Source organism: Nitrosospira sp. TNL200 (genome assembly GCF_055386305.1).
In genome coordinates, this window is the sequence record NZ_AP041003.1 from 3,228,799 (window position 1) to 3,251,582 (window position 22,784).

Here is a 22,784-nt window from a genome sequence, read left to right on the forward strand (position 1 = left end):
CCGGCGGCATGGTAATCCATATAGCTGCGGGAGCCATGAAGGAGTTGGGAGTAGCGCGTCGATACCATGGCCAGTGGCAGGATCGCGGGATATCAGCCGCCAGCCGATACGGATACCTGCCGGTTTTCGCCATCCACGATTTCGCCCCGCAGGGTGTGAGCAAGCGCAGCGGTGATCTTCACGTCCATGAAATGTCCGACGCAGGCTTTGGAGCCAGCGAAATTGACCACGCGGTTATTATCGGTACGCCCGGTCAGTTCCTCCGCATTTCTTCTGGAAACACCCTCCACGATCACGCGCTGTATCGATCCAGCCATGGCCTGGCTGATGACCTGGGCCTGCTTGTCGACACGCTCCTGCAATTTATGCAGCCGCTCGAGTTTCACCTCGTACGGACAGTCATCGGGCAGGCCCGCCGCAGGGGTTCCGGGACGAGGACTGTAGATGAAACTGAAAGAACCATCGAAACCGACAGACTCGATCAATTTCATGGTTGCTTCAAAGTCGGCCTCGGTCTCCCCGGGAAAACCGATAATGAAGTCGGAAGTAATGGAAATATCCGGCCGTGCGGCCCGGAGACGGCGTATGATGGACTTATATTCCAGCGTCGTATAGCCGCGCTTCATTGCGGCCAGTATCCGGTCGGAACCTGACTGGACCGGCAGGTGAACGTGGCTCACCAGCTTCGGCAATCTGGCATAAGTGTCGATGAGCCGGGATGTGAATTCCTTCGGGTGAGACGTGGTGTAACGGATGCGCTCGATTCCCGGCATCTCATGGATGCATTCGAGCAGGAGCGCCAGATCCGCAACCGTGCCTTCGTCCGCTCCATCCACGCCTTCCATGGCGCCGCGATACGCATTGACGTTCTGTCCCAGCAGGGTCACTTCTCTTACGCCCTGGCTTGCCAGTTCCGCTATTTCTTCCAGCACGTCCACCAGCGAACGCGACATTTCCTCGCCACGGGTGTAAGGCACCACGCAGAAGCTGCAATATTTGCTGCATCCTTCCATGATGGACACAAAAGCGGTGACGCCTTCGACGCGGGCAGGAGGCAAATGGTCGAATTTTTCGATTTCCGGAAAGGATATATCGACTTGCGGCTGCCCGGAAATTCTGCGTTCCGAAATCAGTTGCGGCAGACGGTGCAGGGTTTGGGGGCCGAATACCAGATCGACATAGGGCGCGCGCTTCACGATTTCGGCGCCCTCCTGGCTGGCCACACAGCCACCCACGCCGATGAGCAGATCAGGATTGAGCTTTTTCAAATGCCTGATGCGCCCCAGGTCGTGGAATACTTTTTCCTGCGCCTTGTCCCGTACCGAGCAGGTATTGAACAGGATCACGTCCGCATTCGCCGGGTCATCCGTTTTTTCCATTCCCTGAGCCGCGTGCAGCACGTCCGCCATCTTGGCGGAATCGTACTCGTTCATCTGGCAGCCAAAAGTCTTGATATAAAGTTTCTTGCTCACGATCCTGTCCCTGTCGCCTGGCAAGTGGCATTGATATTTGGATGACAATGCTTTCGGCTACCCGCTGTTTCTCAGTCCCGCCGCCACGCCGTTGATGGTGAGCTGTATTGCGCGTTTTACGGTATCGGCGGTATCGCCGGAACGATAGCGGCGCAGCAATTCGACTTGCAAATGATTGAGCGGGTCGATATAGGGCGTGCGGTTGCGTATGCTGCGAGCCAGCGTGGGATTATCCTGCAGCAGCTCGGTGTGTCCTGTCACCGCGAATAACCATTTCACGCTGCGGTCCCACTCCGCCTGAATACGCCCAAAAATATCGTTGCGCAGCCGGACATCGGTAACCAGTTCGGCATAGCGCGAGGCAATTCCCATGTCTGTTTTTGCGAGAACCATGTCCATGTTGGATAACAAGGTCTGCATGAACGGCCAGTTGCGGTGCATTTCCTGTAGAAATTCAAGGCCTCTCGCATTTTTGCCCTCGCACTCCGCAGATTGCTCCACAAATTTTTCCACGGCCGTGCCAAAACCGTACCATCCTGGGATCATGGCGCGGTTAACGCTCCAGCTGAATACCCAGGGAATGGCGCGGAGGTCTTCTATCTCATCGGACTGCTTGCGTGAAGGTGGCCGGCTGCCTATATTCAGGCCGGCGATTTCCCTTATGGGAGTCGACTCCTGAAAATACTGCTTGAATCCAGGCGTTTCATAGACGAGATTGCGATAAGCCGAGAGGGCATCGCATGCCAGCGTCTCCATGGTCTGGTGATAATCGGCGGCACGCTCGCCGAGTGGGTCATGGCCCAACAAGGTGGCTTCGACCGTGGCCGCCACAAGCGTTTCCAGGTTGCGCCGCCCGATCTCCGGGTCCGCATATTTGCTGCCAATGACTTCGCCCTGCTCAGTGATGCGTATCTGCCCGTTGACGCTGCCGGGAGGCTGGGCCAGTATGCCCTGATAACTTGGGCCGCCGCCACGCCCCACCGTGCCGCCGCGTCCATGGAACAACCGCAACGCCACCTTGTGCTTTGCAAAAACTTTGGTCAACTCGGTTTCGGCTTTGTAGAGCTCCCAGTTCGCGGCAAGAAAGCCGCCATCCTTGTTACTGTCGGAATAACCCAGCATGACTTCCTGGACATTGCCGCGCGAATCCAGGAGCTGGCGGTAATAAGGGATCGAAAAAAGCTCATCCATTACCTGGCCACACTTGCGCAGGTCCGCAATCGTTTCGAACAATGGGATGATGTTGACATGGAGACGCGGCGTATCGCCTGGCAGCAGGAGGCCCACTTCCTTCAACAGCAACGCCACCTCCAGCATGTCCGAAATACCGTCGGTCTTGGAGATGATGTAATTTGGCAACGCGGCCCGGCCAAAACGGCGATGTATTTCCGCCGCCGTTTGCAATATGCTCATTTCGCTCTGCACGATGGCGGAATAATCGACGAAGGGCGAGCGCAGAGGACGAATACTGCTGATCTCGGTCAGCAGCCACTGCATCCGTTCCGCTTCGCTCAATGCGCCATAATCATCCCGGTGCAGGGCATACCTGAACAATTCCGAGACAACCTGCTCATGCACGTTGCTATGCTGGCGCATATCCAGCGGCGCCAGGTGGAAGCCGAACACCTCCACCGCGCGCCGCAGATGGCGTAAATAACCCCGAGCCAGCAACTCCGATTTATGTTGCGTGAGCGAACGGATAAGAATATCGAGTTCCTGGATGAATTCGCCGCTTTCCGAATAGGGCAACGAGGGTCCTACCGGGCGCCGCTGCCTGATTACATGGCCCAGTTCCTGGCTGGTTGCGGCAAGACGGGCATAGATGCCGATCAGTGCGCGCCGGTAGGGTTCATCGGCGCGGCTGGGCGCGCGGTCAGGCGATGCTTCAGCCATGACGGCCAACTGGTCATCCACATCGACAAGACGTTCGGTGAGGCTCAATCTTCGGCCAATCTGGTGTACTTCGCCCATGTAGAAGTCCAACGCGAGCGCGGATTGACGTTCCGCCGCATTCAGCATGACTTCATGGGTGACAAAAGGATTGCCGTCGCGGTCGCCGCCTATCCAGCTCCCTATGCGTAAAAATGCGGGGATACACGGCGCGGCCGCACCCATCCGCCGTTCGAGCAAGTCTTCGATTTCGGCGTAAAGCCGCGGCACTTCTGAAAGAAAGGTATAGCGGTAGTACGCCAGCCCGTTCTTGATTTCGTCATATACCGAGAGGCGCTCCGGCCGCAGCATGCGCGTCTGCCAGAGTATCTGGATGGCGCAGCGCAAACCTTCTTCGTTATTGCGCAACTCGTCCGGGGTCAACTCCATGCGATCTCGTTCGTTCAGCAGATGCGCGATGGTCAACTGGCAATCGAGAATGCTTTTACGCTGCACTTCGGTGGGATGGGCTGTCAGCACCGGCGACACAACCGCTTTTGCAAAGAAACCGGCCAGGGCGGCGCCGCCGGCGCCGCTGGAGAATACCTGGTCGAATGCCAGGGCGATGCTGCCTGCCTGAGGCGGCGATCCGGCGCGCAGATGGGTACGGCGCCGCCGGTTGTGGTGCATATCCTCGGCGATATTGGAAAGTTGCGAGAAATGGCTGAAAGCGCGGACCACTGCGACAGTCGCCTTGTTGCTCAACTGGTTCAGTATCATGTCCAGTTCTTGCCGCGCCCTGGGATCCTGCTCGCGCCGGAACCGGATCGCGGTCTGGCGGATGGTTTCAACCAGGTCGAACGTGGGCTCGCCCTCCTGTTCGCGCAAAGTATCGCCCAGCATGCGCCCCAGGAGTCGGATATCCTCGCGCAGCGGATCATCCTTTACCGGTCTGTCCTTATCCTTGTCGTCGACGTGATTTTTATCGAAAGCTGTGTTTCTGGGCGCAAGGAGCGTCATAATGAACGCTCCCTGGCAAGGCTCACGCCGCCAGACGCGAAATGCGCCTCAGTCCGGGCTGGGGTCTGCCATGCTAAAATCGACATCAGAAGTAATTCCTTAAATTTCTCGACTTCATGATAATGCCCAATTCATCCATACCAGCGAAAGTGGTTATCGCCACGCGGGAAAGCCTGCTCGCCTTATGGCAGGCGAATTTTATCCGCGAGCGGCTATCGGAATTATACCCGCAAACGGAATTCAGCATATTGGGCATGACCACCCGCGGAGATCAGATACTCGACATGTCGCTTTCCAAAATTGGAGGCAAGGGCCTGTTCATCAAGGAACTGGAGCAGGCGCTGGAAGACAGGCGCGCCGACATCGCGGTGCATTCGATGAAGGATGTTCCCATGGATATGCCGGACGGGTTTTCCCTGGCCGCCATCCATGAGCGTGAAGACCCCAGGGATGCATTCGTTTCAAACGAATACCGGAGCCTCGACGCGCTTCCCGCGGGCAGCCTGGTGGGAACTTCGAGCTTGCGCCGCGAAAGCCAGCTTCGAGCCCTGTATCCGCGCCTGGAAGTGCGGCCCCTGCGTGGCAATGTGCAAACCCGGCTGCGCAAGCTGGATGAAGGACAATTCGCCGCCATTATCCTGGCTGCGGCGGGGCTGAAGCGGTTGGGACTGGAGAACCGCATAACCGCCCTGCTCGATGCGGAAATAAGCTTGCCGGCGGTAGGCCAGGGCGCATTGGGAATAGAATGCCGCACAGACCGGCCCGACCTGATCAGCCTGGTGCAGCCGCTGCATCACCTCGAAACGGCGCAATGCGTGGAAGCGGAACGATCCATGAGCCGCGCCCTGGGGGGAAGCTGCCAGGTGCCGCTGGGGGGCTTTGCCGAAATAATCGATGGAATATTGCGTCTGCGCGGGTTTGTTGGCAGCCAGGACGGAAAATGCATGATCAGCGATGAATTAAGGGGCGAGCCTGAATTGGGCGCGGCTATCGGTTCGCAACTGGCCCGAAATCTGAAAGTCCGCGGAGCAGAAGAGATTCTGGCCGCGCTCGGGCCTGGGAGAGCCGAATCCGTGAGCCATCCGTGACGGATGCCCTCGCCGGAATCAATATCCTCGTCACGCGCCCGCAACACCAGGCGGCAAGGCTGTCGGAAAAGATACGTGCCGAGGGAGGAAATCCTGTTCTGTTTCCTGTCCTGGAGATCCAGGATCTGGAAGATCGGCAACCATTGCTAAGCCTGATCGGCCGGCTGCATGAGTTCCATCTCGCGGTATTCGTCAGCCCAAACGCGGTCGATAAGGCAATGAGCCTGATCGTTGCAAAGGGAACACCGCAATCCTTGCCGCCGGCATTGAAGATAGCGGCGGTTGGCCAGGGCACGGTGAAGGCGCTGAAAAAATTTGGCATGGAATCCGTCATTGCGCCGACAGTGCGTTTTGACAGCGAAGCCTTGCTGGATATGGCAGAATTGCGGCAAGTCGAAGGCAAGCGCGTGGTGATTTTTCGTGGGGAGGGCGGCCGCGAGCTGCTGGGCGAAACGCTGAAAAAGCGGGGCGCCATTCTCGAATACGTATCCTGTTACCGTCGCGCCAGGCCTGATGCCGATGTCGTCCAGTCGCTGAAAAGCTGGAAAAAAATGAAAATCGGCGGCATAACCATCACCAGCAGCGAAGGATTGCGTAACCTGTTCGAGATGCTCGATGAATCCGGCAGAGCCTGGTTGACCGCAACACCGCTATTCGCGCCTCACGAGCGCATAGCCCAGACTGCGCGAACGCTGGGAGTTGTGCAAGTGATTCTCACGGAAATGGGTGATGAAGGTCTGCTGCAGGGCTTGCTGGACTATTTTCGGTCCCCTGGAAAGGGCAAGGCAAGCCTTGCGTTTCAGCAAAAGCATGAGTGACATGGGCGCGAATATCCAGAAAGGCGATACAACCACAGCAGCATCGCGAAGGGAATGGCCCAAGGATATTGTCCCAGTACTGATCCTGGCTGCGATCTTCGCTGCAGCCATGGCCTGGCAATGGTATGACAACCGGAGCCAGATTTCCGAATTGCAGCATGAGCTCGCCAAACGGCTGGCGGAGGCGGAGACGTTCAGCAAGGAATCGCGCTACCTTGCGGGCGAGGCGTCTGAAGCGGGACGCAGGATGGAGTCGAAAGTAGGGGCGCTCGACGCGAAGCTGTCCGAATCTCAAAGCGAGCAACTGGCCCTGGAAGCGCTCTATCAGGAACTGACGAAAAGCCGCGACGAAGTAACTCTGGAAGAGGTCGAGCAGCTGCTGCTCATAGCCAACCAGCAACTGCAACTGGCGAACAACGTCAAGGCGGCGTTGATCGCCCTGCAGGAAGCCGATGTCCGCCTGCAGCGCATCGAGCGCCCCCAACTGACCCCCGTACGCAAGATTCTGTCTCTGGACATGGATCTTTTGAAAACCGCTCCGTACGTCGATACAGTGGGGATCAGCCTGCGCCTGGACAGCCTCGCAAGGGAAATCGACAAGCTGCCGCTGGCCTTGGAGCTTCGGCCCGAGGAACCAAAACCTTCTCCGGACAGACCGGACACCGAAAGCACATGGCTGCGATTGATCCGCGAAGTATGGGAGGATATGAAACAGCTGGTTCGCGTGCAGAACATGAACAAGCCCGATATTGCGCTTCTGCCGCCCTCGCAAGCGTACTTCCTCCGCGAAAATCTGCGGCTGCGCCTGCTATCGGCGCGGAACGCCTTGCTGGCGCGCAACCCGGCCAGCTTCAAGGCGGATATCGAAGCATCTCTCAACTGGACCGACCGGTATTTTGATACCCGTTCGGAGGCGGTCTCCAGCATGCTCGAGACATTGCGGGAATTGCGCGACAGCGACGTGGGCGTGGAGCTGCCTCTTATTTCGGCCAGCCTCGATGCCATCCGCAAATACCGGTTAGCCAGGGATAAGGGAAAGTAGCATGAAGGCGGTACTCTGGCTGCTGGCGCTATCCGCCGTGGCGGTGGCCGTTACCATCGCCGCCAAGTACAACAACGGCTATGTACTGATGGTAGCCCCGCCTTACCGGGTGGAAATCTCGCTCAATCTCATGGTCGTGCTGCTGCTCGCCACCATTCTTATCGGCTATTTCTTCGTGCGGCTCATCGCCATCATCCTGGGGATACCCGCCGAAGTGCGTGAATTTCGCGTGCGCCGGCGCCGGGAGAAGGCACGCAGGATGATGCTGGACGGCCTGAAGGCCTTTTTTGAAGGGCGCTACGCCAAAGCCGAAAAAACGGCCGCCGCGGCTCTCGAGCTGGAGGAATCGCCACGCGTCAGCACGATCAATGCTCTGGTGGGAGCCCGCTCCGCGCACGAGCTGAGAAAATATCCGCAACGCGACGAGTTTCTGTCAAAAGCGGAAGGATTCGCACCCAGGGAAGTCACCGTGCGGCTGATAACCCAGGCAGAGATGCTGCTGGACGAACAGCACGCCGGGGAAGCATTGAAAATACTGAACTCGCTGCGCTCCACGGGGGCACCGCTGCATACCGCCGCCTTGCGGCTGGAATTGAAGGCGCAGCAATTATCCGGAAACTGGTATGCCGTGCTGGACCTGCTCAAGCAGCTGGAGCAGCGCAATGCGCTGGACAAGACGGTAATCGAGCAATTGCGGCGCCATGCCCACATAGAAAATATCAGGAACAAGGTGCTGAACCCGGAAACCTTGAAGGAATATTGGAGAAACATGTCGTCATCCGATAAGAAGGATGTCCGGGTGGCCGCCACTGCTGTCCGTGCCTGCCTGTCCATAGGAGATTGCGCAGCAGCGCATCAGATCATCGAGCAAAGCCTGGACAGGCAATGGGATTCGGAACTGGCGGGATTGTATGCAGAATGTCTGGGAAATGATGCGATCAGGCAGATCGAACGCGCCGAGAGCTGGCTGAAATCCCATCCCAATGACGCCAGTCTGCTGCTCGCGCTTGGCAAGTTGTGCGTGCACAGCGAATTGTGGGGCAAAGCGCAAAGCTACCTGGAAGCGAGCCTGTCAGTCGAACCCAGCCACCCCGCCCACCTGGCACTGGCGCAACTGAACCAGAAAATCGGCCAGTCCGAGCTCGCCAGGGATCATTATGGCAAAGGGCTGGAGCTTGCATTGCGCAGGCTCGAGGTCGCCGGCGGAGGCGGCAGTGAATAACAGACGAAGGTGGCAGCCAGCGAGACGGTACCGGTACGCTAGGGAAGCGCTACTTTTGCAGCCCTACTTCTGGGGGTTCGCCGGATGTATCGAAAGAACGGGTGGTAGAACCGGAAGATACCGTAAACGCATCGGAAAAAAACTCTTCTTCCGGCAGCCCCCGATGACGGGTGAAATCCCGGTGGGCCGCTTCCACCATTCCTGGCGCCCCGCACGCATAAACCTGGTATCCGGCAAGGGAATCGAAATCCTGCATCACCGCCGCGTGCACCAATCCTGTCCTTCCGTTCCAGTCATCCGCGGGCAACGCTTCGGACAGCACCGGGATAAACGTGAAATTGTCGTGCTCCTGCTGCCATAATCCTGGCAGCTCCGGCATGTACATGTCCGCCCTGGTGCGGTTGCCCCAGTAAAGAACCATCTGCCGCTCGCTGCCCTGGATGTTTCTTATGTAGAACGCATGATCGAGGATGCTTTTGACTGGTGCGAACCCGGTGCCGCTAGCTACGAAAATGATGGGCTTGTCGGAATCCTCGTGCAGGAAAAAGGTGCCGAGCGGTCCTTCGAAACGCAGGATATCCTTCTCCTTCATGCGGGTGAATACGTGCTCGGCAAACGTGCCGCCAGGATAATTGCGCACGTGCAATTGCAGCAGCTCGTCATCGTGCGGCGCGTTAGCCAGGGAGAAGCTCCTGCGCTTGCCATCCTTCATCAGGATGTCAATGTATTGTCCCGGAAGAAATTGCAGCCTTTCGCTGGCCGGCAATTTCAGGGAAATAATCATCACGCCGGGCGCCACCCGCTCCAGCTTATGCACGCGGCAAGGCAGGGTCTTGATCTTGATATCCTTCATTGCACCGATTTCACGGCTTTCGATTACCAGATCCGATAATGGCGTAGCACAGCAAAACAAGGCCATTCCTGCCCGCTTTTCCATTTCCGTAAGCGTATCTTCATTGTGGCTGCCGAAATCGACCGTTCCCTGTATGATTTTCCCCTTGCAGGTTCCGCATGCGCCATTACGGCAGCCGTAAGGAAGCGCAAAGCCTTCGCGAAGTGCGGCCTGCAGGACCGTTTCTCCGGACTCGGCAATAAAGACGTGATTGCTCGGATTGATGGTAATTTGGTATGGCATTGAAGGACAATACGACAAGCTGAGCAACCAAAAATGGCTACAAATAAAAAGAGAGCAACGAAACCAACGCTACTGATCGTCGGCTGTGGTGATATCGCTTTCCGCGCAGCCGCATTGTTGCGTGCGCGCTATAGACTGCTCGGCCTGTGCAGGCGCTCCGACAACCGCGCCTTGTTGCGTTCGCACGGCATCATTCCGGTGGCCGGAGACCTGGACCGGCGGCAAAGCCTGCGCAAACTCGCAGGGGTGGCTCGTGCAGTTTTGCACCTGGCGCCTCCGCCCGCACACGGCAAGCGGGACACGCGCACGGCCAACCTGCTGGCAGCGCTGACGGCGCATGGGGAACATGCGACCCGCGCGAACGCAAAGTCGGCAATGTTACCACATCAGCTTGTCTACATCAGTACCAGCGGTGTGTACGGCGACTGCCACGGGGCGCTGATCGAGGAAACCCGCGAAACCAATCCACAAACCGGACGCGCGTTGCGACGAGTCGATGCGGAAAGGCAGTTGCGCCACTGGGGGCGAAGAAATGGGGTGAAGGTTTCGGTCTTTCGCGTGCCCGGGATCTACGCCTGCGATCGCATCCCGCTGGAGCGGGTGCGAGCCGGAACGCCGGCGCTGCTGCCGGAAGTGGACAGCTATACCAATCATATCCATGCCGACGATCTCGCGCGGATTCTCGCTGCCGCGCTGCGCCATGCCCTCCCTGGTCGTGTTTATCACGCTTCCGATGACTCTGAGCTGAAAATGGGCGAATATTTCGACCTGATAGCGGACAAATTCGGCTTGCCTCATCCGCCCCGCATCACCCGCACCCAGGCCGAGGAATGCATATCGCCGAGCCTGCTTTCCTTCATGCGGGAATCGCGGCGATTGGCGAATCACCGCATGAAGCGCGAATTGCATGTCAACCTGCGCTATCCGACGGTGGAGGACGGTATTGCGGAGTGCGCAGCAACCGGCGCGGAAAGCGGGTAAAATTCGCTATTTTTACCAGCCGGGCTAGCGAAGGCGCTTATACCGTGGAGCATATACTCGTTATCACCAACCTTCCGGACAGGACTCAAGCCCTGGCGCTGGCGCAGAAGCTGGTCGAAGCGCGGCTGGCGGCTTGCGTCAATGTGCTTGCGGACTGCGTATCGGTTTACTGGTGGCACGACAAAAGCGAAACCGCCAGCGAAGTGCCGCTATTCATTAAAACGCTGGCTCGGCATTACGCGGCCGTGGAGCAGTTGATAAAGTCGGAACACCCGTACGAACTCCCCGAAGTCATTGCTGTCCCAATCAGCAGTGGCTTGCCCGCCTATTTGAAATGGATAGCCGCCGAAACGGCGGCAACAGCAGCGCCTATCAAAGATGACTGACACAATTTCCATGCGCCCGATTCGATACTTCCTGCTGCTGCTCGTTTTTTTGGCCCCGCACGCGCTCGCCGAACCCGGGGATAAGGGCTCGTTCGGATTTCTGTCCGAATTGCAGAAACTCGGTTCGAGCCTGGACCAGACCGAGCAGGAACTGCTGCCTCCGGACCAGGCGTTCAAGATGACGGTGCGGGTACAGGACGGCAACACGCTGGTCGCCCAGTTCACGCCGGCGAAAGACTATTACCTGTACAGGGACAAAGTTGCGTTCAAACCCAGGGAATCCGCGGAAGATCCGGCTTCCGGAACATCGGTCGAAAACATATCGATGCCCGCGGGCACGCCGAAGAGCGACGTGACATTCGGCCAGGTCGAAGTCTTCCACAAGCCCTTCGAAGCGCGCATCGCGCTCAAGCGCGGGACGCCGGCAGCGGAAAAATTGACGCTGGTGGCGACTTACCAGGGGTGCAACGAGCCGATAGGCGTATGCTATGCGCCTATCAGCAAGGTCGTGGAGCTGACGCTCCCCATGGCGAAAGCCGCGGCGGGGGTGATGGCCAATGCGGTCAGCGGCAATGCGGTTGCCGCGCCTGGGACTTTTCCGGCGGGTGGGACAGGCAAGCCGGGCTCCGCTGACGAACTGTTCCAGACTTCTCCCGCCGGTCCCGCCATCGAGACCGAATCGCTCAAGATCGAGCGCATGTTCGAGAGCGGTGACTTCTGGATGATCCTGACAGGCTTCTTCGGCATCGGCCTGCTGCTCTCGTTCACCCCCTGCGTATTCCCGATGTTCCCTATTTTGTCCGGCATCATCGCCAACCGTGGCGAGCATATCACCCGCGGCCGAGGATTCATCCTGTCCCTGGCCTATGTCATGGGGATGGCGATAACCTATGCGATAGCGGGCGTGGCGGCGGGCCTTTCCGGCGCGATGCTGGCCGCCGCATTGCAGAATGCCTGGGTGCTGGGCGCATTTGCGCTGATCTTCGTGACCCTGGCTTTTTCGATGTTCGGCTTCTATGAACTGCAGCTTCCCACTTTTTTCCAGAGCAAGCTTACTGCTGAATCCGGGCAACTGAGGGGCGGCCATTTGACCGGGGTATTCGGCATGGGCGCCTTGTCGGCGCTGATCGTCGGGCCGTGCGTCGCGGCCCCGCTGGCCGGAGCCCTGCTCTATATCAGCCAGACGCGGGATGTGCTGCTGGGAGGCTCGGCGTTGTTCGTCATGGCGCTGGGCATGGGCGTGCCGCTGCTTCTACTCGGCGCTTCCGCCGGCGCGCTGCTGCCCAAGGCGGGGCCCTGGATGGAGGCGGTGAAACAGTTCTTCGGAGTGCTTCTGCTCGGAGTCGCAATCTGGCTGATCTCGCCAGTGATCCCCGCCGTGGCGCACATGCTGCTGTGGTCGGCCCTGCTGATCGTTTCCGCGATTTATCTTCATGCCGTCGATCCGCTGAAATTCGACGCGTCGGGATTCCGGAAATTCATGAAAGGCATCGGGATAATCGCACTGCTGGTCGGCGTCGCGCTGCTGATCGGTGTGCTGTCAGGCAGCCGGGATATCCTGCAGCCGCTTTCCAAAATAAGCATTGCCGGGATAAATGCCGAGGTGGATGGAACCCGCGCCGCGCAGGGCCAGCACCTCGAATTTCAAAGAGTCAGGACGGTGGCCGAGCTCGATCAGCGCATCGCCCAGTCGCGCGATAAGTACGTCATGGTGGATTTTTACGCGGACTGGTGCATTTCGTGCAAGGAAATGGAGCGATTCACCTTTACCGATCCCAAGGTGCAGTCGCGGTTGAAAGACGTGGTGCTGTTGCAGGTGGACGTGACTGCCGGTACGCCGGCCGATTTGGCGTTGCTCAAGCGCTTCAAGCTGTTCGGCCCGCCCGGCATTCTTTTCATCGACCGGGCAGGGCGCGACATTCCCAATATCCGGCTTATCGGGTTCCAGAACACGGAGCGTTTTATCAACATACTCAATGCCGTGCTGATATAGAGAATCCCGATTCCTCGTTTGACAATCCCATCCGCATCGCAGGTTATGCCCGCTTGAAATGGGCTGCGTGGGCGATCGTCGATCCGGGTAACTTTTTCAGGGGCACGAAATGACGAAATCGCAACAGATAACGTTATTCATAGCAACGGCGCTGCTTGCCATCACTGCCGGCTTTTTATTGCGCGGCCATCTCTCCAAGAGCAGCGTCCCGCCGGTATCGGCGGATGTCGCAAGCAAGGGCGCGGCGGCCATCATCTCGGCCACGTTGCCCGATCTCGAAGGAAAAAGCCAAGCCATCTCCCAATGGCGCGACCAGGTCATGGTGGTCAATTTCTGGGCGAGCTGGTGCGAGCCTTGCCGGGCGGAAATTCCGGAATTCATTGAGCTTCAGAACAAGTTCAGGGACCGCGGGCTGGTGTTCATCGGCATCGCCATCGACCAGCCCGAACGCGCGGCTGCATTCAGCAAGGACATTGGGATCAACTATCCGGTGCTCGTGGGGGATATGAACGCCATGTCCCTGGCGGATGCCGCGGGAAACAAGCAGGGCGCGCTACCTTTTACTGTCGTCATCGACCGTAGCGGCACCATCGTCGGCACAAAACTGGGACGCCTCAGCAAGGACAAGCTGGAAGGCATCGTGGGGCCGCTGTTGTGACGAAGACAATCGAATAGGACTGAATACCGTACGAACAAACGCCTCGCAAGACCAGGAAATATATCCTGCCTCAATAGACGTTTCCGTTATTGCACTGGCGCGCATCCCTCTCAAAGATAGCCCTGTTTAAGAAATCCATTCTGGTCCAGCCAGGCATCATCCACTTGCAGCTCTGTTTCGGGTATCGGGATTCCCTTGACATGTTCAATGATGGCCTCATACGTGGCGGGCCTTCTTGACCTGATCATGTCGTCCGCTATTTTGCTATAGGTGTCGTAATACATAACGGTAATTGCTGCCATTCATCCTCCTTTGATAGCGTTCGACTGTGCCTCGGGCTGGCCTATTACGTCTATTGCCTTAGGAAAATCTACGGCAATATAGGCTTTTTCTTTAATTTATTTTCAATTGAGGGTGTCGACGAAACTGGTCCCGGAAATTTGGACGTGCCGGATAAATGGAGGATCTGCCGCCTTTTGATATTCGCTGCGGGGGCTTTGATATGGAGTGGAAGATGGGATGGATGACGAGGCGGACGCGCCCAGCGGCGTTCAAAGCGCGGGTTGCATTAGCGGCCTTGGCGGGAGACAAGATTCTGGCCGAACTGGGGCAGCAATTTGAGAGCGCACCCCAATCAGGTTGTCGAGTGGAAAGGGAAAGAAACTGAGCAAGACCGCACCCATCAGGGAAAGACGGGTTGCGGCCGAATGCCTATACAAACATTGAACGGCGCAAAGGAGGCCTGGAGTCCGGCAGTCGACCACTCATTTTGACGTTCACCTATATGGTGAGTTCGCTACAACCGCCGGATTCAGGTTGAATCTGATCTGACAACTGCACCTATCAAACGGGAACCTCTGTCAGATGAGATCGCGACTGCTATACATTAGCGCAGGTCAGTTGTACCCGGCTACCCAGCTTTATTTTCCGGCAATGGATTGGCATTTATCAATAAATGCCTGCCGCTCGGCTTCGTTAGTGATAGTTGGAAGCACCGCCTGCATTCCCGCGCCAGAACAATTCGTTGCATTTGCTTCAGGAGCTCCGCCGCCGCCACCGCCACAACCAGTCAAAATGGCACCAAGAGCAACAATAAATACAATATGTTTGGAACTCATTAAATTCTTCCTCTTTACAAATTATCAATAGCGCGTGGATTCAAGTTCCAGTGCAACAACGGGTGGTTGCCTAGCCTAGCGTAACTTACCGATATCCCGAAGGATACCTCATCAGGAGCTGTCAGTCACGACACTTTGCCTGGTTGATGTTGTTGTGCCACCCACATCCCGGCATCTGGTACGGCTTGGGCCTGCCTTGCGCGACTTGATCATCAGCGAACTGTGCGGTGCCGGGCAATGCGCAGGTGTCGTGGTTCTGGCGCACCGCCGTGAAGGCAGAGTCATCGCCCCGATCTTTAAATCCATGTTTTTTAGATAATAAAATAGCCCGGTAGCGACCGAGCCGCTCCGGGCAAATATTCCATACAACTAAATGCTTATTAAGCCATTTGCTTTTTCCGGCGCGCAATAAGACCAACCAGACCTAGTCCGGCCAGCAGCATGGCGTAGGTTTCGGGTTCAGGAATGACTGCCACTGCCATTGCATAATGGCCGAAACTCATATTTTGATCGAAGCCAGATCCACTATCAAAATAAAACGTGGAGCGTGTAGTTGCATCGCCGGTGGGTGTTGCAGTCCAATAACCTCCAGAAGCCTGGATATTGCTAAACAGGGCGAAGCTCGCATTGGTATGGGTATCATAAATATTGTTATTTACTACACCGCCCAACTCATCGTAGAACAAATGCGAAAACTCACTCGTCGTAGGAAGGCGCCAGTCGCTATGCCCTCCTGTATTCAGTTGGTCCACCCAAGTATTTGCTGCGTTCCAATTCATAACTCCGTTGGTATTGTATCCGGATGTTTTCGAATAATTTGCATCTGCGAGCCAAACGATACCAAGATCAGTATCCTTGATGACCCCATTGCCAAGATCTTCTAAGGCAGCTTGTGCAGTAGAAGTACAAACAAATCCGGCAGCTAATATTACGGTGGCAAGAAGTTTTCTGGAGACAATTTGCTTATTCATTGTTTTACTCCTGAATTGATTGATAGGGTGTGCTCGCTCTAGCTCTATCAGAACCAGTCGCGCACGGTATAATAATACAAGAACCAATACGGACTAACCAGCTCGCACTATTATTCCGATTGCTGTAGCACTAACAGTCCATACACTCTCTTCAAGAAGAAATAGCCGGCTGCTTGCCACGAGATGGGAACAGGAGCCAATAAAAAACCCGCCGAAGCGGGTTGGATAACCCTATTTTTGCAAAGCACCACTTAACAAACACAAATTTCTGTCCAAACAAATCGGATCACTTCTCTATGGAAGCAATGCGGGGTGCGAATCAGCCCGGCGGGTCACGTTAGGTACGGGGTCAAGCCGCCAAAAACTATCACGACCTCTACCCCCAGCCTTCCACCCCAAAGTCTCTTTCATCTTCAGGGGTGGTGCAACTACCATGATCGTTAGGTAGGGCTTCCATAAAAACTGTCTAACGATGGGCTTGAAGTGAGTTCGAATCCCTAGAAGGAAGTAGCTACAGGGATAGAGTCTCAGCTATAAAGTTTTCTCATTACTGCTTCGTCTTCACTATCCGTGACAAGAAAAACATATCCATTCTTCGGATGTCCTGGATGATTAACGAGTATTACTTCAGTTACCTCGCCGTGAGAAACAAACACATCTTGTTTTTGATCAAACTTGGCTAATTCTTCTATCAGTTCTTTTACCGTCATTTATTTCCCCTGATTTGCCAGAAGCGTATTGTGTGTTTCGTTTTGCAATTCACTTTTTTGGTATCAAAATGGTAAAAGGTTGATAACTATTTGGATTTTGTAGATTTCGTTTTAAGGGTTAAAAGATTGCTGAGGACTCTTCATTGAGCTTGATTGATGGTTATTCTTTATAATTGTTTTAATTTATAACTTTCTTAGGGAGCTGGCATAACTACCCCTAACAATCTAAAAAAATGGGTTAGTTGCCAACAGTCCTAAGAAATCTTTTCTCCAGGAACTCCTTCAGCCCGCCGTATTTTGTGTCGGACATATAGCAACCTGAAGGTCAGCCGATTACTATATTCCTCGCTGGCCCGGCTACAGCAACCCTTTTGGGTCAACTCCGCCTGTGAACGTTATTGTCAGTTTTCCTTCTACGTTCCGCAACATGCTGTCATGTTGCTTATACGACTTCGCCCGAACGTGCGTTAATGGCCGATAAGGCGAAGAAGACTTTTATAAGTCATTATAGCCAGAATATTTCCTATCTATTAAAAAACGGCTTTTATATTATTTGAAAGGCCATTTCTAGGCTTGGTTATTACTACTCATCAAGCCGATCCCGATAATCATAGTCACGCTCCCTACGTTCAGAGTGTTCATATCGTCGCTCATTTTCCTGTCTGTCCCTTTCACGCTCTGAATACTCACCGCTACGCTGGCGCAACTGCGCATCTTCAACAGACCTGCCTTCCCCAACATATCGACCGTTGCCCACATACATTGCTTTTTCGGCTGACTGTGCGGCCATAGGGCTGGATAGTGCGAGATAAATGGATACGGAAAAAATGGTGAGTTTATTCATTATTAACCCGGCCCTTAAATACCATGGGCTGCATGAGCAGCGGCAGGATGTCTGAAGTAAGCCATGACGTGGTTTGGCAAGCTTTCGATGCGCTTCATGAAAGACAGGGCCTTCTCCAGTAGTTCATCGGTGTTGCGGCTGATCGGGCCGGTGCGCAGCGCAGTCTTGAAATCGCGGTTGAGATATTCATCCGGGTTCGACTCCGGAGCGTAAGGCGGCAGAAAGACCAGTTCGATCTGCGCTTCCTTCCCGCAAAGCCATTCCCTGACTTTGCTGGCATGATGTACGCGCAAGTTGTCGACGACAAGGAAGATCTTGTGCTTGTTCGCGGCATCCTGAATCAACGCCTCCAGAAACTCAATGAAACGCTCGGTATTGATCGTGCCTTCCATGATTCTGAAGGCCATTTCGCCACGCGCCGAAATGGCCGAAATCATGGAGAGCTTCTGCCAGCGAGCCGGTGTCTTCAAAACAGGCGTCTGGCCTCGTGGCGCGTAACCACGAACCCAGTTGGCGTCTTCCTTCACCGCCGTCTCATCGCCCCAGAGGACGATCGCGCCTTGTGCCCTGGCACGCGCCAGGAGATTGGGATAGGTCTGTTTCAACCAGATATCGACCTTGGCCGGGTCTTGCTCCAGGGCACGTTTGACTGGGTGCTGCGGCGTGAATCCCCAGCGTTTCAGGTATTTCCCCACCAATCTGTCCTGCATCTGCACTCCGAATCTCTCCTGAATCAGCGTCTTGATCGCAAATCGGGTCCACAGCGCAAAAGGCAATTGCATTTGCAGCGGCGTCTGCCCAATGATCTGCTCGCGTAACCAGACCTCATCGGCCATCTTCAGTTTGCGGCAGGTCCCAACAGGCCGCCCGCGCACCTTCTCCCCAAAACTGGCTTCGCCTTCTCGGCGTGCTCGCAAAAGCCAGTCTTCCACCGTCCGGTAATGAACGCCAGCTATCTCGGCCAATTCCTTCACAGGCATTCCAGACTGCTTGCGCAACCGGACAACCATCCTCCTCAATACTTCCCGACCAGATACTGTCAACTTCCGTGCATCGATCTTTTCCATCCCTTAATGTTACCATAGCCAGCTTATTTAAGGTCCTGATTAATAATGACTTACTCCACCACCCGCGAGAAGAAGCAAGAAAAGGAGCGGTCAGAGTGGGATGCCTATTATGCAAACCGCATAAGATGAATGGCGCCAAACGATACAAGGGACTGCAGCCTGTCGGCAAAACGGGAGCAAGTAATCAGAAAAATGAGTTTCTGGCCCGTATATGTTAGCGCCGGTGTAATACTGACCCACTGAGCCGAAGTAAAACTGACCCACCTGGGCGAATATGGTGGCTTTTTGGCTACCGATTATGTTGACTCAGGAGGAAGCAGTGGAAATCAAGGTATTGCTGCGGCGAGGTGCTGGAATTCGGGAGATGGCGCGTGAGCTTGGTTGCTCGCGCAATACGGTCCGGCGTTATGTTCGAGAGGCTGCTGCTGTGCGGTATGGACCGAGGCTGGCGCGTCTCACCAAGCTTGATCCGTACAAGGATTATTTGCAGGAACGTATCCATGCGGCACGGCCGCACTGGATTCCGGCGGTAGTGTTGCTTCGAGAGATAAGAGAGCGTGGCTATCCTGGCGGAATAACCGGGCTTAAGGACTTTCTCAGTCCCTATCGACACGCGGAGCCGGAGCCGGTGGGTTCGATTCGAGACGGCGCCTGGCAAACAGATGCAGGCCGACTTCACGCACATTCGCCGTGGCCGCGATCCCTTATTGGCATTTGTCGCCACATTGGGTTACAGCCGGGCCAGTTGGGTCTGCTTTACCAGCAATGAACGCGCCGATACGCTGTGCGCCTGTCTTGAGCTGGCATTTGGATATTTTGGTGGCGTTCCCGAGCATGTCTTGTTTGATAATGCTGGAACAGTTGTGATCGAGCGAGATGCTTATGGAGAAGGCCGACACCGCTGGCATGGAAAGATGCTGGCACTGGCCGATACCTATGGTTTTACCCCGCGCCTATGCCGTCCCTATCGAGCCAGGACCAAGGGCAAGGTTGAACGCTTCAACGGTTATCTGAAGGGCAGCTTCTGTGTGCCATTGGCTGCGACAGATGGGGCTGCGTCTGGATGTAGAAGCGGCCAATGCGCATGTCGGGCGTTGGTTAGCGGGGGTAACAGCCGCATCCATGGCACCACGGGAGAATGCCCGGACCGGCGCATGACTGTTGAGCGCGCTGCTCTACTGCCATTGCCTCAGCCAAACCAACCCATTGCCCCTGTTAGCCCCAGGCATTCGCAGCCGATACCCGTTGAGAGCCTGCAGCATCCCCTGTCGGTTTATAACACCTTGCTGGAAGCTCAAGCATGAACCTGCGGCAGGAACGAATTGCCATGTTGTATAACGTACTCAAGCTCGATCGCATGGGAAGCGAATGGCCGGCCATCGCGCAATGGGCGGCAGCTCAGGATAACAGCCATGGAGATTTCCTGGAGAAGATCCTGAACGTTGAGAACGATGCTCGCCTTGCACCTGGCAGCGTTGCCAGCTCGCGCCTTGAAAGTGCCTGGCAATCGCTTACGTCAGCCCGCCATGACTATCTGAGATGACGAATACCACCCCTTGGAGCCCGCGGCTCTTGAGCCAGCGGAAGGTCTCGTCCCAGGTGGCGAAGTTCTCGGTGTCACCAATCTTTACGCCAAGTATCTCGCGGTGGCCATCAGCACGGATGCCTGAAACAACCAGTGCGGCCCGATGGACCACTCGATCCTCTTCCCGGCTCTTGATGAACAAGGCATCAACCAGGACAAACGGGTATTCCCCTTCCAGGCGCCGTTCGTTGAAAGCGCGCACCCGTCCATCCAGCCCGGCACACAGAGCGCTGACCGTGGATTTGGAAAAACTCGCACCACACAATTCTTCTGTGATGGCTGATACCTTCCGGGTGGAGACGCCTTGTACCACCATCTCCATCAACGCCAATACGAAAGCTTGCTCGCTCCTCTGGTAGCGCTTGAAAATGTCCGTCGAAAAACTTCCATCCCGTGTCTGCGGTACTTGCAGCGTCACCGGCCCAATACGGGTAAAGAGAGTGCGCGGCCGATACCCGTTCCGATAACCTTGTCGCTCTTCCGAGCGTTCGTGTCGGTCCGCACCCAGACTCTCCGTCACCTGCGCCTCCAGTATCTGATTGAGCACCGCTTCCACCAGCTTCGCCAGTCCGTCTTGCCCACTCAACAATCCTGGCAACAATTCCTTGCCCACGCTAACATCGTATCCAGCCATCGCTTCTTCCCCTTCGGTTGATCAACGTCTCAGAACCGTCAATTTACCAAGCCAAAGCGGTGGCACCCACCAATTATTTACAGCAGTTTACGGACTCAATCTAGCTCTTTGGTAGGACATTCGAAATCCTACTCCTGTCGAGCTTACATCAAGGATCGACAACAAAAACCCGCCGAAGCGGGGCTTGGTGTTTACTTATCCCATCCACCCCAAAACAAGGAGGGAGGAGATCGGTCGAGCCAGGCAACAGGATAATGCGAGAGGCCGGGATAGAGGCGGCTCCATATAGCTGCCACCGAGGCAAGGCTCAGCACGCCGACGAGAACGGGCTCCCAAAGCGCCAGAATGTTGCAGTGGCCGTGGATCATGATAATGGGATTGGCTCCCGCGGGAGGATGTACAGTTCCGGTGAAAAGCATGTACCACAAGACTAAAACCTGAGCCAATATGTAAACCCACAGCGCATCGCCGAAGAGCTGATAGCAGGCAATGCCAATGAGAGCGCCACCGAGGTGCCCTCCGAGCAGGGCGCGGGGCTGCGGCTGCGGGAGCGCGGGTAAGACCGAACAAGAAGACTGCGGAACCACCGAGTGAGGCGAAGAAAAGCGGTGAGGCTGGTGGAGAGGATAGAAATAGCGCCAAACCAATGCCCACCGCGGCGCCCAGCGCGCACCATAATAAGCGAATTATAGGAGAACGATGCATGAGGTCTATGGTATCGAAACCAAGCAACCTGGCAAGCAAAAAAAGCCCTCGGGCGAGGGCGGGGGAGGTAAGGGGTATATTTTTTGACGGTGATATTGGAGCTGATCTCGAGGTTACTGCAAGCTGGCCGTTAGTGAGCAGGCGCTGGGATAATGACCTTCAGAACCAATCGGATATTGGTTGAGCGATACAGCAGAGATGATCTAAGGTTATGCCTTTTGAGTCTGGGGTAGGTCAGTATTCTGCTAAAAAGCTAACTGAGTAGGGAATTTATAGGTGGTTTTCAAAAGAATCTAGCAAGGACAAGACTAGAAGTTCCAAGGAGAAACATTGTTATCCACCTCCAGTCTGCACGACAAAACAAAAATACCGATTTGGCGCTGCGAGCGGTCCAATGCCTCTGACGGGTTAGACCACTCAAAAAGATTTGACTGTCGGGTAAATTTTTATATGGAACGGAGTTTCCTTTATACCAGTTTTTCAGTTTTTGTTTAAAAGATAATTTCATCGTGTCTGCAAGCAGATTCCTATCAGGAAATAGCTAAATATATTTTTAAAACAGAAGTTAGCAATAGTAGCATATAAAAGACAGCTAACTTGTTTTTAATTAGAAACTAGAATAATTCCATGTCTAATTTATTGAAGCTGCTCTAATTCCGCTTCTAATTCCTTGACCCGTTTCTGTAGCTCTGCATTATCTCTTCGAATCTGTACGGTAAGTTGTTCTGCAACAGCGGTCAACGCCTGTAACTTGGCAGCTTTCTCGCGCATTTTGGGCGATGTTCTAAGTTTAAGAATTTCTCTAGCAATGCCATGAATCTCATTAAAACTTTTGATGAGATCGTCAGTAGTCGGGGAATTCATTAAAAAACCTCCAATGAATGCTTCTCAGAGCGTATGTAAAGGCATTTTATATCCTCGCAACTACCTTTGTTGTCTCTAGTTTTCGTTTCTCAATAGCATCCGGTTAAAGCTCTCGATAGGACTATTATAAAACGCACCGAAGCGGGTTTAAAGAGATCTCCCGCGGTGGGATGAGTACCAAGGGGATCGGTATCTGGGAAGGAAGGTAGAGTATGGGATTATCACCCAGCTTTCTTATGAGGACTTTTGATCTGTTTTGCCTTTGTCCCAACAGCAGAGGACGTTCGCCCCAGTATTTGGGAAATCTGTCGAAGAGGCATTCCTTGACTGAGTAGGTTGATCAATAATTTAATCTGCTCCTCCGTCCAAGGGGAGCCATGATTGCGGTATTCCTTCCCCATCTTTCAATTCCAGGACTGCGGCATCAAACGCTGCCGTGTACGCCCTGAAATTGTCGCGTGACATTAATGAGATTCCCATTGGACTAAAGTACATCGAAGAAACGATAGATAAGGTTAATCTTCGATTTCCTTTATTTCGCTCTCGCTTTGCTCCCTTCACTCTTTTGAACCGCTGCACGCCAGCAGTTCAATCTAGGTCGG

The 22,784-nt window shown here is 55.1% G+C and carries 22 protein-coding genes and 2 pseudogenes; 11 read left to right on the forward strand and 13 right to left on the reverse strand.

Annotated elements, in window-relative coordinates; all coding sequences use genetic code 11:
* Positions 1-92: 92 nt before the first annotated feature.
* A complete protein-coding gene (miaB, locus tag ACZ5CE_RS14620) occupies positions 93-1,472 on the reverse strand; it encodes a tRNA (N6-isopentenyl adenosine(37)-C2)-methylthiotransferase MiaB (protein ID WP_464575626.1) in 1,380 nt (459 codons plus the stop codon).
* Positions 1,473-1,529: 57 nt separating this feature from the next.
* Complete coding sequence (ppc, locus tag ACZ5CE_RS14625) at positions 1,530-4,361, reverse strand: phosphoenolpyruvate carboxylase (RefSeq protein ID WP_464575627.1); 2,832 nt, start codon at positions 4,359-4,361, stop codon at positions 1,530-1,532.
* A gap of 122 nt (positions 4,362-4,483) precedes the next feature.
* On the opposite strand from ppc, the gene hemC reads away from it, so the two are divergent.
* The 4 genes from hemC to ACZ5CE_RS14645 are packed head-to-tail and all read left to right on the forward strand — an operon-like array spanning position 4,484 to position 8,531.
* Positions 4,484-5,449, forward strand: coding sequence for a hydroxymethylbilane synthase (hemC, locus tag ACZ5CE_RS14630; RefSeq protein WP_464575628.1), 966 nt, complete (start codon positions 4,484-4,486; stop codon positions 5,447-5,449).
* Positions 5,446-6,267, forward strand: coding sequence for a uroporphyrinogen-III synthase (locus ACZ5CE_RS14635; protein ID WP_464575629.1), 822 nt, complete (start codon positions 5,446-5,448; stop codon positions 6,265-6,267). Before hemC ends, ACZ5CE_RS14635 begins: the two co-directional genes overlap by 4 nt.
* Positions 6,260-7,309 carry a uroporphyrinogen-III C-methyltransferase gene (locus ACZ5CE_RS14640; protein WP_464575630.1) on the forward strand — a complete coding sequence of 350 codons (1,050 nt, stop codon included), beginning with the start codon at positions 6,260-6,262 and terminating at the stop codon, positions 7,307-7,309. The genes ACZ5CE_RS14635 and ACZ5CE_RS14640 overlap by 8 nt, the downstream gene beginning before the upstream one ends.
* Before the next feature lies 1 nt (position 7,310).
* Positions 7,311-8,531 (forward strand): heme biosynthesis HemY N-terminal domain-containing protein, encoded by a 1,221-nt coding sequence (locus ACZ5CE_RS14645; RefSeq protein ID WP_464575632.1) that lies wholly within the window; start codon positions 7,311-7,313, stop codon positions 8,529-8,531.
* A gap of 49 nt (positions 8,532-8,580) precedes the next feature.
* Here ACZ5CE_RS14645 and ACZ5CE_RS14650 read toward each other — a convergent pair whose 3' ends face one another.
* Complete coding sequence (locus ACZ5CE_RS14650) at positions 8,581-9,666, reverse strand: CDP-6-deoxy-delta-3,4-glucoseen reductase (RefSeq protein ID WP_464575633.1); 1,086 nt, start codon at positions 9,664-9,666, stop codon at positions 8,581-8,583.
* 33 nt (positions 9,667-9,699) lie between these two features.
* Here ACZ5CE_RS14650 and ACZ5CE_RS14655 point away from each other — a divergent pair, with 33 nt between their 5' ends.
* The 4 genes from ACZ5CE_RS14655 to ACZ5CE_RS14670 all read left to right on the forward strand — a co-directional run bounded on the left by ACZ5CE_RS14655 (position 9,700) and on the right by ACZ5CE_RS14670 (position 13,684).
* On the forward strand, positions 9,700-10,647 hold the full coding sequence (locus tag ACZ5CE_RS14655; protein ID WP_464575634.1) for an NAD-dependent epimerase/dehydratase family protein: 948 nt from the start codon (positions 9,700-9,702) through the stop codon (positions 10,645-10,647).
* A 44-nt stretch (positions 10,648-10,691) separates the two neighbouring features.
* The gene (gene cutA / locus ACZ5CE_RS14660; protein ID WP_464577546.1) at positions 10,692-11,033 is read left to right on the forward strand and encodes a divalent-cation tolerance protein CutA; all 342 of its coding nucleotides are present in this window, start codon (positions 10,692-10,694) and stop codon (positions 11,031-11,033) included.
* Positions 11,026-13,026, forward strand: a complete 2,001-nt coding sequence (dsbD, locus tag ACZ5CE_RS14665) for a protein-disulfide reductase DsbD (protein WP_464575635.1) — start codon at positions 11,026-11,028, stop codon at positions 13,024-13,026. Before cutA ends, dsbD begins: the two co-directional genes overlap by 8 nt.
* A 109-nt stretch (positions 13,027-13,135) precedes the next feature.
* Positions 13,136-13,684, forward strand: a complete 549-nt coding sequence (locus ACZ5CE_RS14670) for a TlpA family protein disulfide reductase (protein WP_464575636.1) — start codon at positions 13,136-13,138, stop codon at positions 13,682-13,684.
* A gap of 110 nt (positions 13,685-13,794) precedes the next feature.
* Here the strand turns inward: ACZ5CE_RS14670 and ACZ5CE_RS14675 are convergent, their stop codons facing one another.
* From ACZ5CE_RS14675 to ACZ5CE_RS14700, 6 genes are all read right to left on the reverse strand, one after another.
* Positions 13,795-13,986 carry a hypothetical protein gene (locus ACZ5CE_RS14675; RefSeq protein WP_464575638.1) on the reverse strand — a complete coding sequence of 64 codons (192 nt, stop codon included), beginning with the start codon at positions 13,984-13,986 and terminating at the stop codon, positions 13,795-13,797.
* A 618-nt stretch (positions 13,987-14,604) separates the two neighbouring features.
* Positions 14,605-14,802 carry an entry exclusion lipoprotein TrbK gene (trbK, locus tag ACZ5CE_RS14680; RefSeq protein WP_464575639.1) on the reverse strand — a complete coding sequence of 66 codons (198 nt, stop codon included), beginning with the start codon at positions 14,800-14,802 and terminating at the stop codon, positions 14,605-14,607.
* A gap of 380 nt (positions 14,803-15,182) precedes the next feature.
* Positions 15,183-15,773: an Lcl C-terminal domain-containing protein gene (locus ACZ5CE_RS14685; RefSeq protein ID WP_464575640.1), complete on the reverse strand. Its 591-nt coding sequence runs from the start codon at positions 15,771-15,773 to the stop codon at positions 15,183-15,185.
* Between the two features lie 527 nt (positions 15,774-16,300).
* Positions 16,301-16,483 (reverse strand): hypothetical protein, encoded by a 183-nt coding sequence (locus ACZ5CE_RS14690; protein ID WP_464575641.1) that lies wholly within the window; start codon positions 16,481-16,483, stop codon positions 16,301-16,303.
* Between the two features lie 583 nt (positions 16,484-17,066).
* Entirely contained in the window at positions 17,067-17,327 is a 261-nt protein-coding gene (locus ACZ5CE_RS14695) for a hypothetical protein (protein WP_464575642.1), read from the reverse strand.
* A 14-nt stretch (positions 17,328-17,341) separates the two neighbouring features.
* The gene (locus ACZ5CE_RS14700; protein ID WP_464575643.1) at positions 17,342-18,394 is read right to left on the reverse strand and encodes an IS630 family transposase; all 1,053 of its coding nucleotides are present in this window, start codon (positions 18,392-18,394) and stop codon (positions 17,342-17,344) included.
* A 298-nt stretch (positions 18,395-18,692) separates the two neighbouring features.
* On the opposite strand from ACZ5CE_RS14700, the gene ACZ5CE_RS14705 reads away from it, so the two are divergent.
* The 3 genes from ACZ5CE_RS14705 to ACZ5CE_RS14715 are packed head-to-tail and all read left to right on the forward strand — an operon-like array spanning position 18,693 to position 19,937.
* The gene (locus ACZ5CE_RS14705) at positions 18,693-19,163 is read left to right on the forward strand and encodes a helix-turn-helix domain-containing protein (RefSeq protein ID WP_464575644.1); all 471 of its coding nucleotides are present in this window, start codon (positions 18,693-18,695) and stop codon (positions 19,161-19,163) included.
* Positions 19,057-19,698, forward strand: a complete 642-nt coding sequence (gene istA / locus ACZ5CE_RS14710; RefSeq protein WP_464575645.1) for an IS21 family transposase — start codon at positions 19,057-19,059, stop codon at positions 19,696-19,698. Before ACZ5CE_RS14705 ends, istA begins: the two co-directional genes overlap by 107 nt.
* Entirely contained in the window at positions 19,695-19,937 is a 243-nt protein-coding gene (locus ACZ5CE_RS14715) for a hypothetical protein (RefSeq protein ID WP_464575646.1), read from the forward strand. The genes istA and ACZ5CE_RS14715 overlap by 4 nt, the downstream gene beginning before the upstream one ends.
* Here ACZ5CE_RS14715 and ACZ5CE_RS14720 read toward each other — a convergent pair.
* The 4 genes and pseudogenes from ACZ5CE_RS14720 to ACZ5CE_RS14735 all read right to left on the reverse strand — a co-directional run.
* Positions 19,909-20,613 (reverse strand): annotated as a pseudogene (locus ACZ5CE_RS14720) (IS256 family transposase); the annotation flags it as partial. The gene ACZ5CE_RS14715 and the pseudogene ACZ5CE_RS14720 overlap by 29 nt on opposite strands.
* 191 nt (positions 20,614-20,804) lie before the next feature.
* Complete coding sequence (locus ACZ5CE_RS14725) at positions 20,805-21,200, reverse strand: HPP family protein (RefSeq protein WP_464575647.1); 396 nt, start codon at positions 21,198-21,200, stop codon at positions 20,805-20,807.
* Positions 21,201-21,210: 10 nt separating this feature from the next.
* Positions 21,211-21,318 (reverse strand): annotated as a pseudogene (locus ACZ5CE_RS14730) (HPP family protein); the annotation flags it as partial.
* Positions 21,319-21,954: 636 nt separating this feature from the next.
* Positions 21,955-22,182, reverse strand: coding sequence for a hypothetical protein (locus tag ACZ5CE_RS14735; protein ID WP_464575648.1), 228 nt, complete (start codon positions 22,180-22,182; stop codon positions 21,955-21,957).
* Positions 22,183-22,784: the final 602 nt, after the last annotated feature.

Bases quoted from the DNA above. Each gene is read 5' to 3' on its own strand.
- ppc (WP_464575627.1), bottom strand. From the start codon at position 4,361: ATGACGCTCCTTGCGCCCAGAAACACAGCTTTCGATAAAAATCACGTC.
- hemC (WP_464575628.1), top strand. From the start codon at position 4,484: ATGCCCAATTCATCCATACCAGCGAAAGTGGTTATCGCCACGCGGGAA.
- ACZ5CE_RS14640 (WP_464575630.1), top strand. From the start codon at position 6,260: ATGAGTGACATGGGCGCGAATATCCAGAAAGGCGATACAACCACAGCA.
- ACZ5CE_RS14645 (WP_464575632.1), top strand. From the start codon at position 7,311: ATGAAGGCGGTACTCTGGCTGCTGGCGCTATCCGCCGTGGCGGTGGCC.
- ACZ5CE_RS14650 (WP_464575633.1), bottom strand. From the start codon at position 9,666: ATGCCATACCAAATTACCATCAATCCGAGCAATCACGTCTTTATTGCC.
- ACZ5CE_RS14655 (WP_464575634.1), top strand. From the start codon at position 9,700: ATGGCTACAAATAAAAAGAGAGCAACGAAACCAACGCTACTGATCGTC.
- dsbD (WP_464575635.1), top strand. From the start codon at position 11,026: ATGACTGACACAATTTCCATGCGCCCGATTCGATACTTCCTGCTGCTG.
- ACZ5CE_RS14670 (WP_464575636.1), top strand. From the start codon at position 13,136: ATGACGAAATCGCAACAGATAACGTTATTCATAGCAACGGCGCTGCTT.
- ACZ5CE_RS14675 (WP_464575638.1), bottom strand. From the start codon at position 13,986: ATGGCAGCAATTACCGTTATGTATTACGACACCTATAGCAAAATAGCG.
- trbK (WP_464575639.1), bottom strand. From the start codon at position 14,802: ATGAGTTCCAAACATATTGTATTTATTGTTGCTCTTGGTGCCATTTTG.
- ACZ5CE_RS14685 (WP_464575640.1), bottom strand. From the start codon at position 15,773: ATGAATAAGCAAATTGTCTCCAGAAAACTTCTTGCCACCGTAATATTA.
- ACZ5CE_RS14690 (WP_464575641.1), bottom strand. From the start codon at position 16,483: ATGACGGTAAAAGAACTGATAGAAGAATTAGCCAAGTTTGATCAAAAA.
- ACZ5CE_RS14695 (WP_464575642.1), bottom strand. From the start codon at position 17,327: ATGAATAAACTCACCATTTTTTCCGTATCCATTTATCTCGCACTATCC.
- ACZ5CE_RS14700 (WP_464575643.1), bottom strand. From the start codon at position 18,394: ATGGAAAAGATCGATGCACGGAAGTTGACAGTATCTGGTCGGGAAGTA.
- ACZ5CE_RS14705 (WP_464575644.1), top strand. From the start codon at position 18,693: ATGTTGACTCAGGAGGAAGCAGTGGAAATCAAGGTATTGCTGCGGCGA.
- istA (WP_464575645.1), top strand. From the start codon at position 19,057: ATGCAGGCCGACTTCACGCACATTCGCCGTGGCCGCGATCCCTTATTG.
- ACZ5CE_RS14715 (WP_464575646.1), top strand. From the start codon at position 19,695: ATGAACCTGCGGCAGGAACGAATTGCCATGTTGTATAACGTACTCAAG.
- ACZ5CE_RS14735 (WP_464575648.1), bottom strand. From the start codon at position 22,182: ATGAATTCCCCGACTACTGACGATCTCATCAAAAGTTTTAATGAGATT.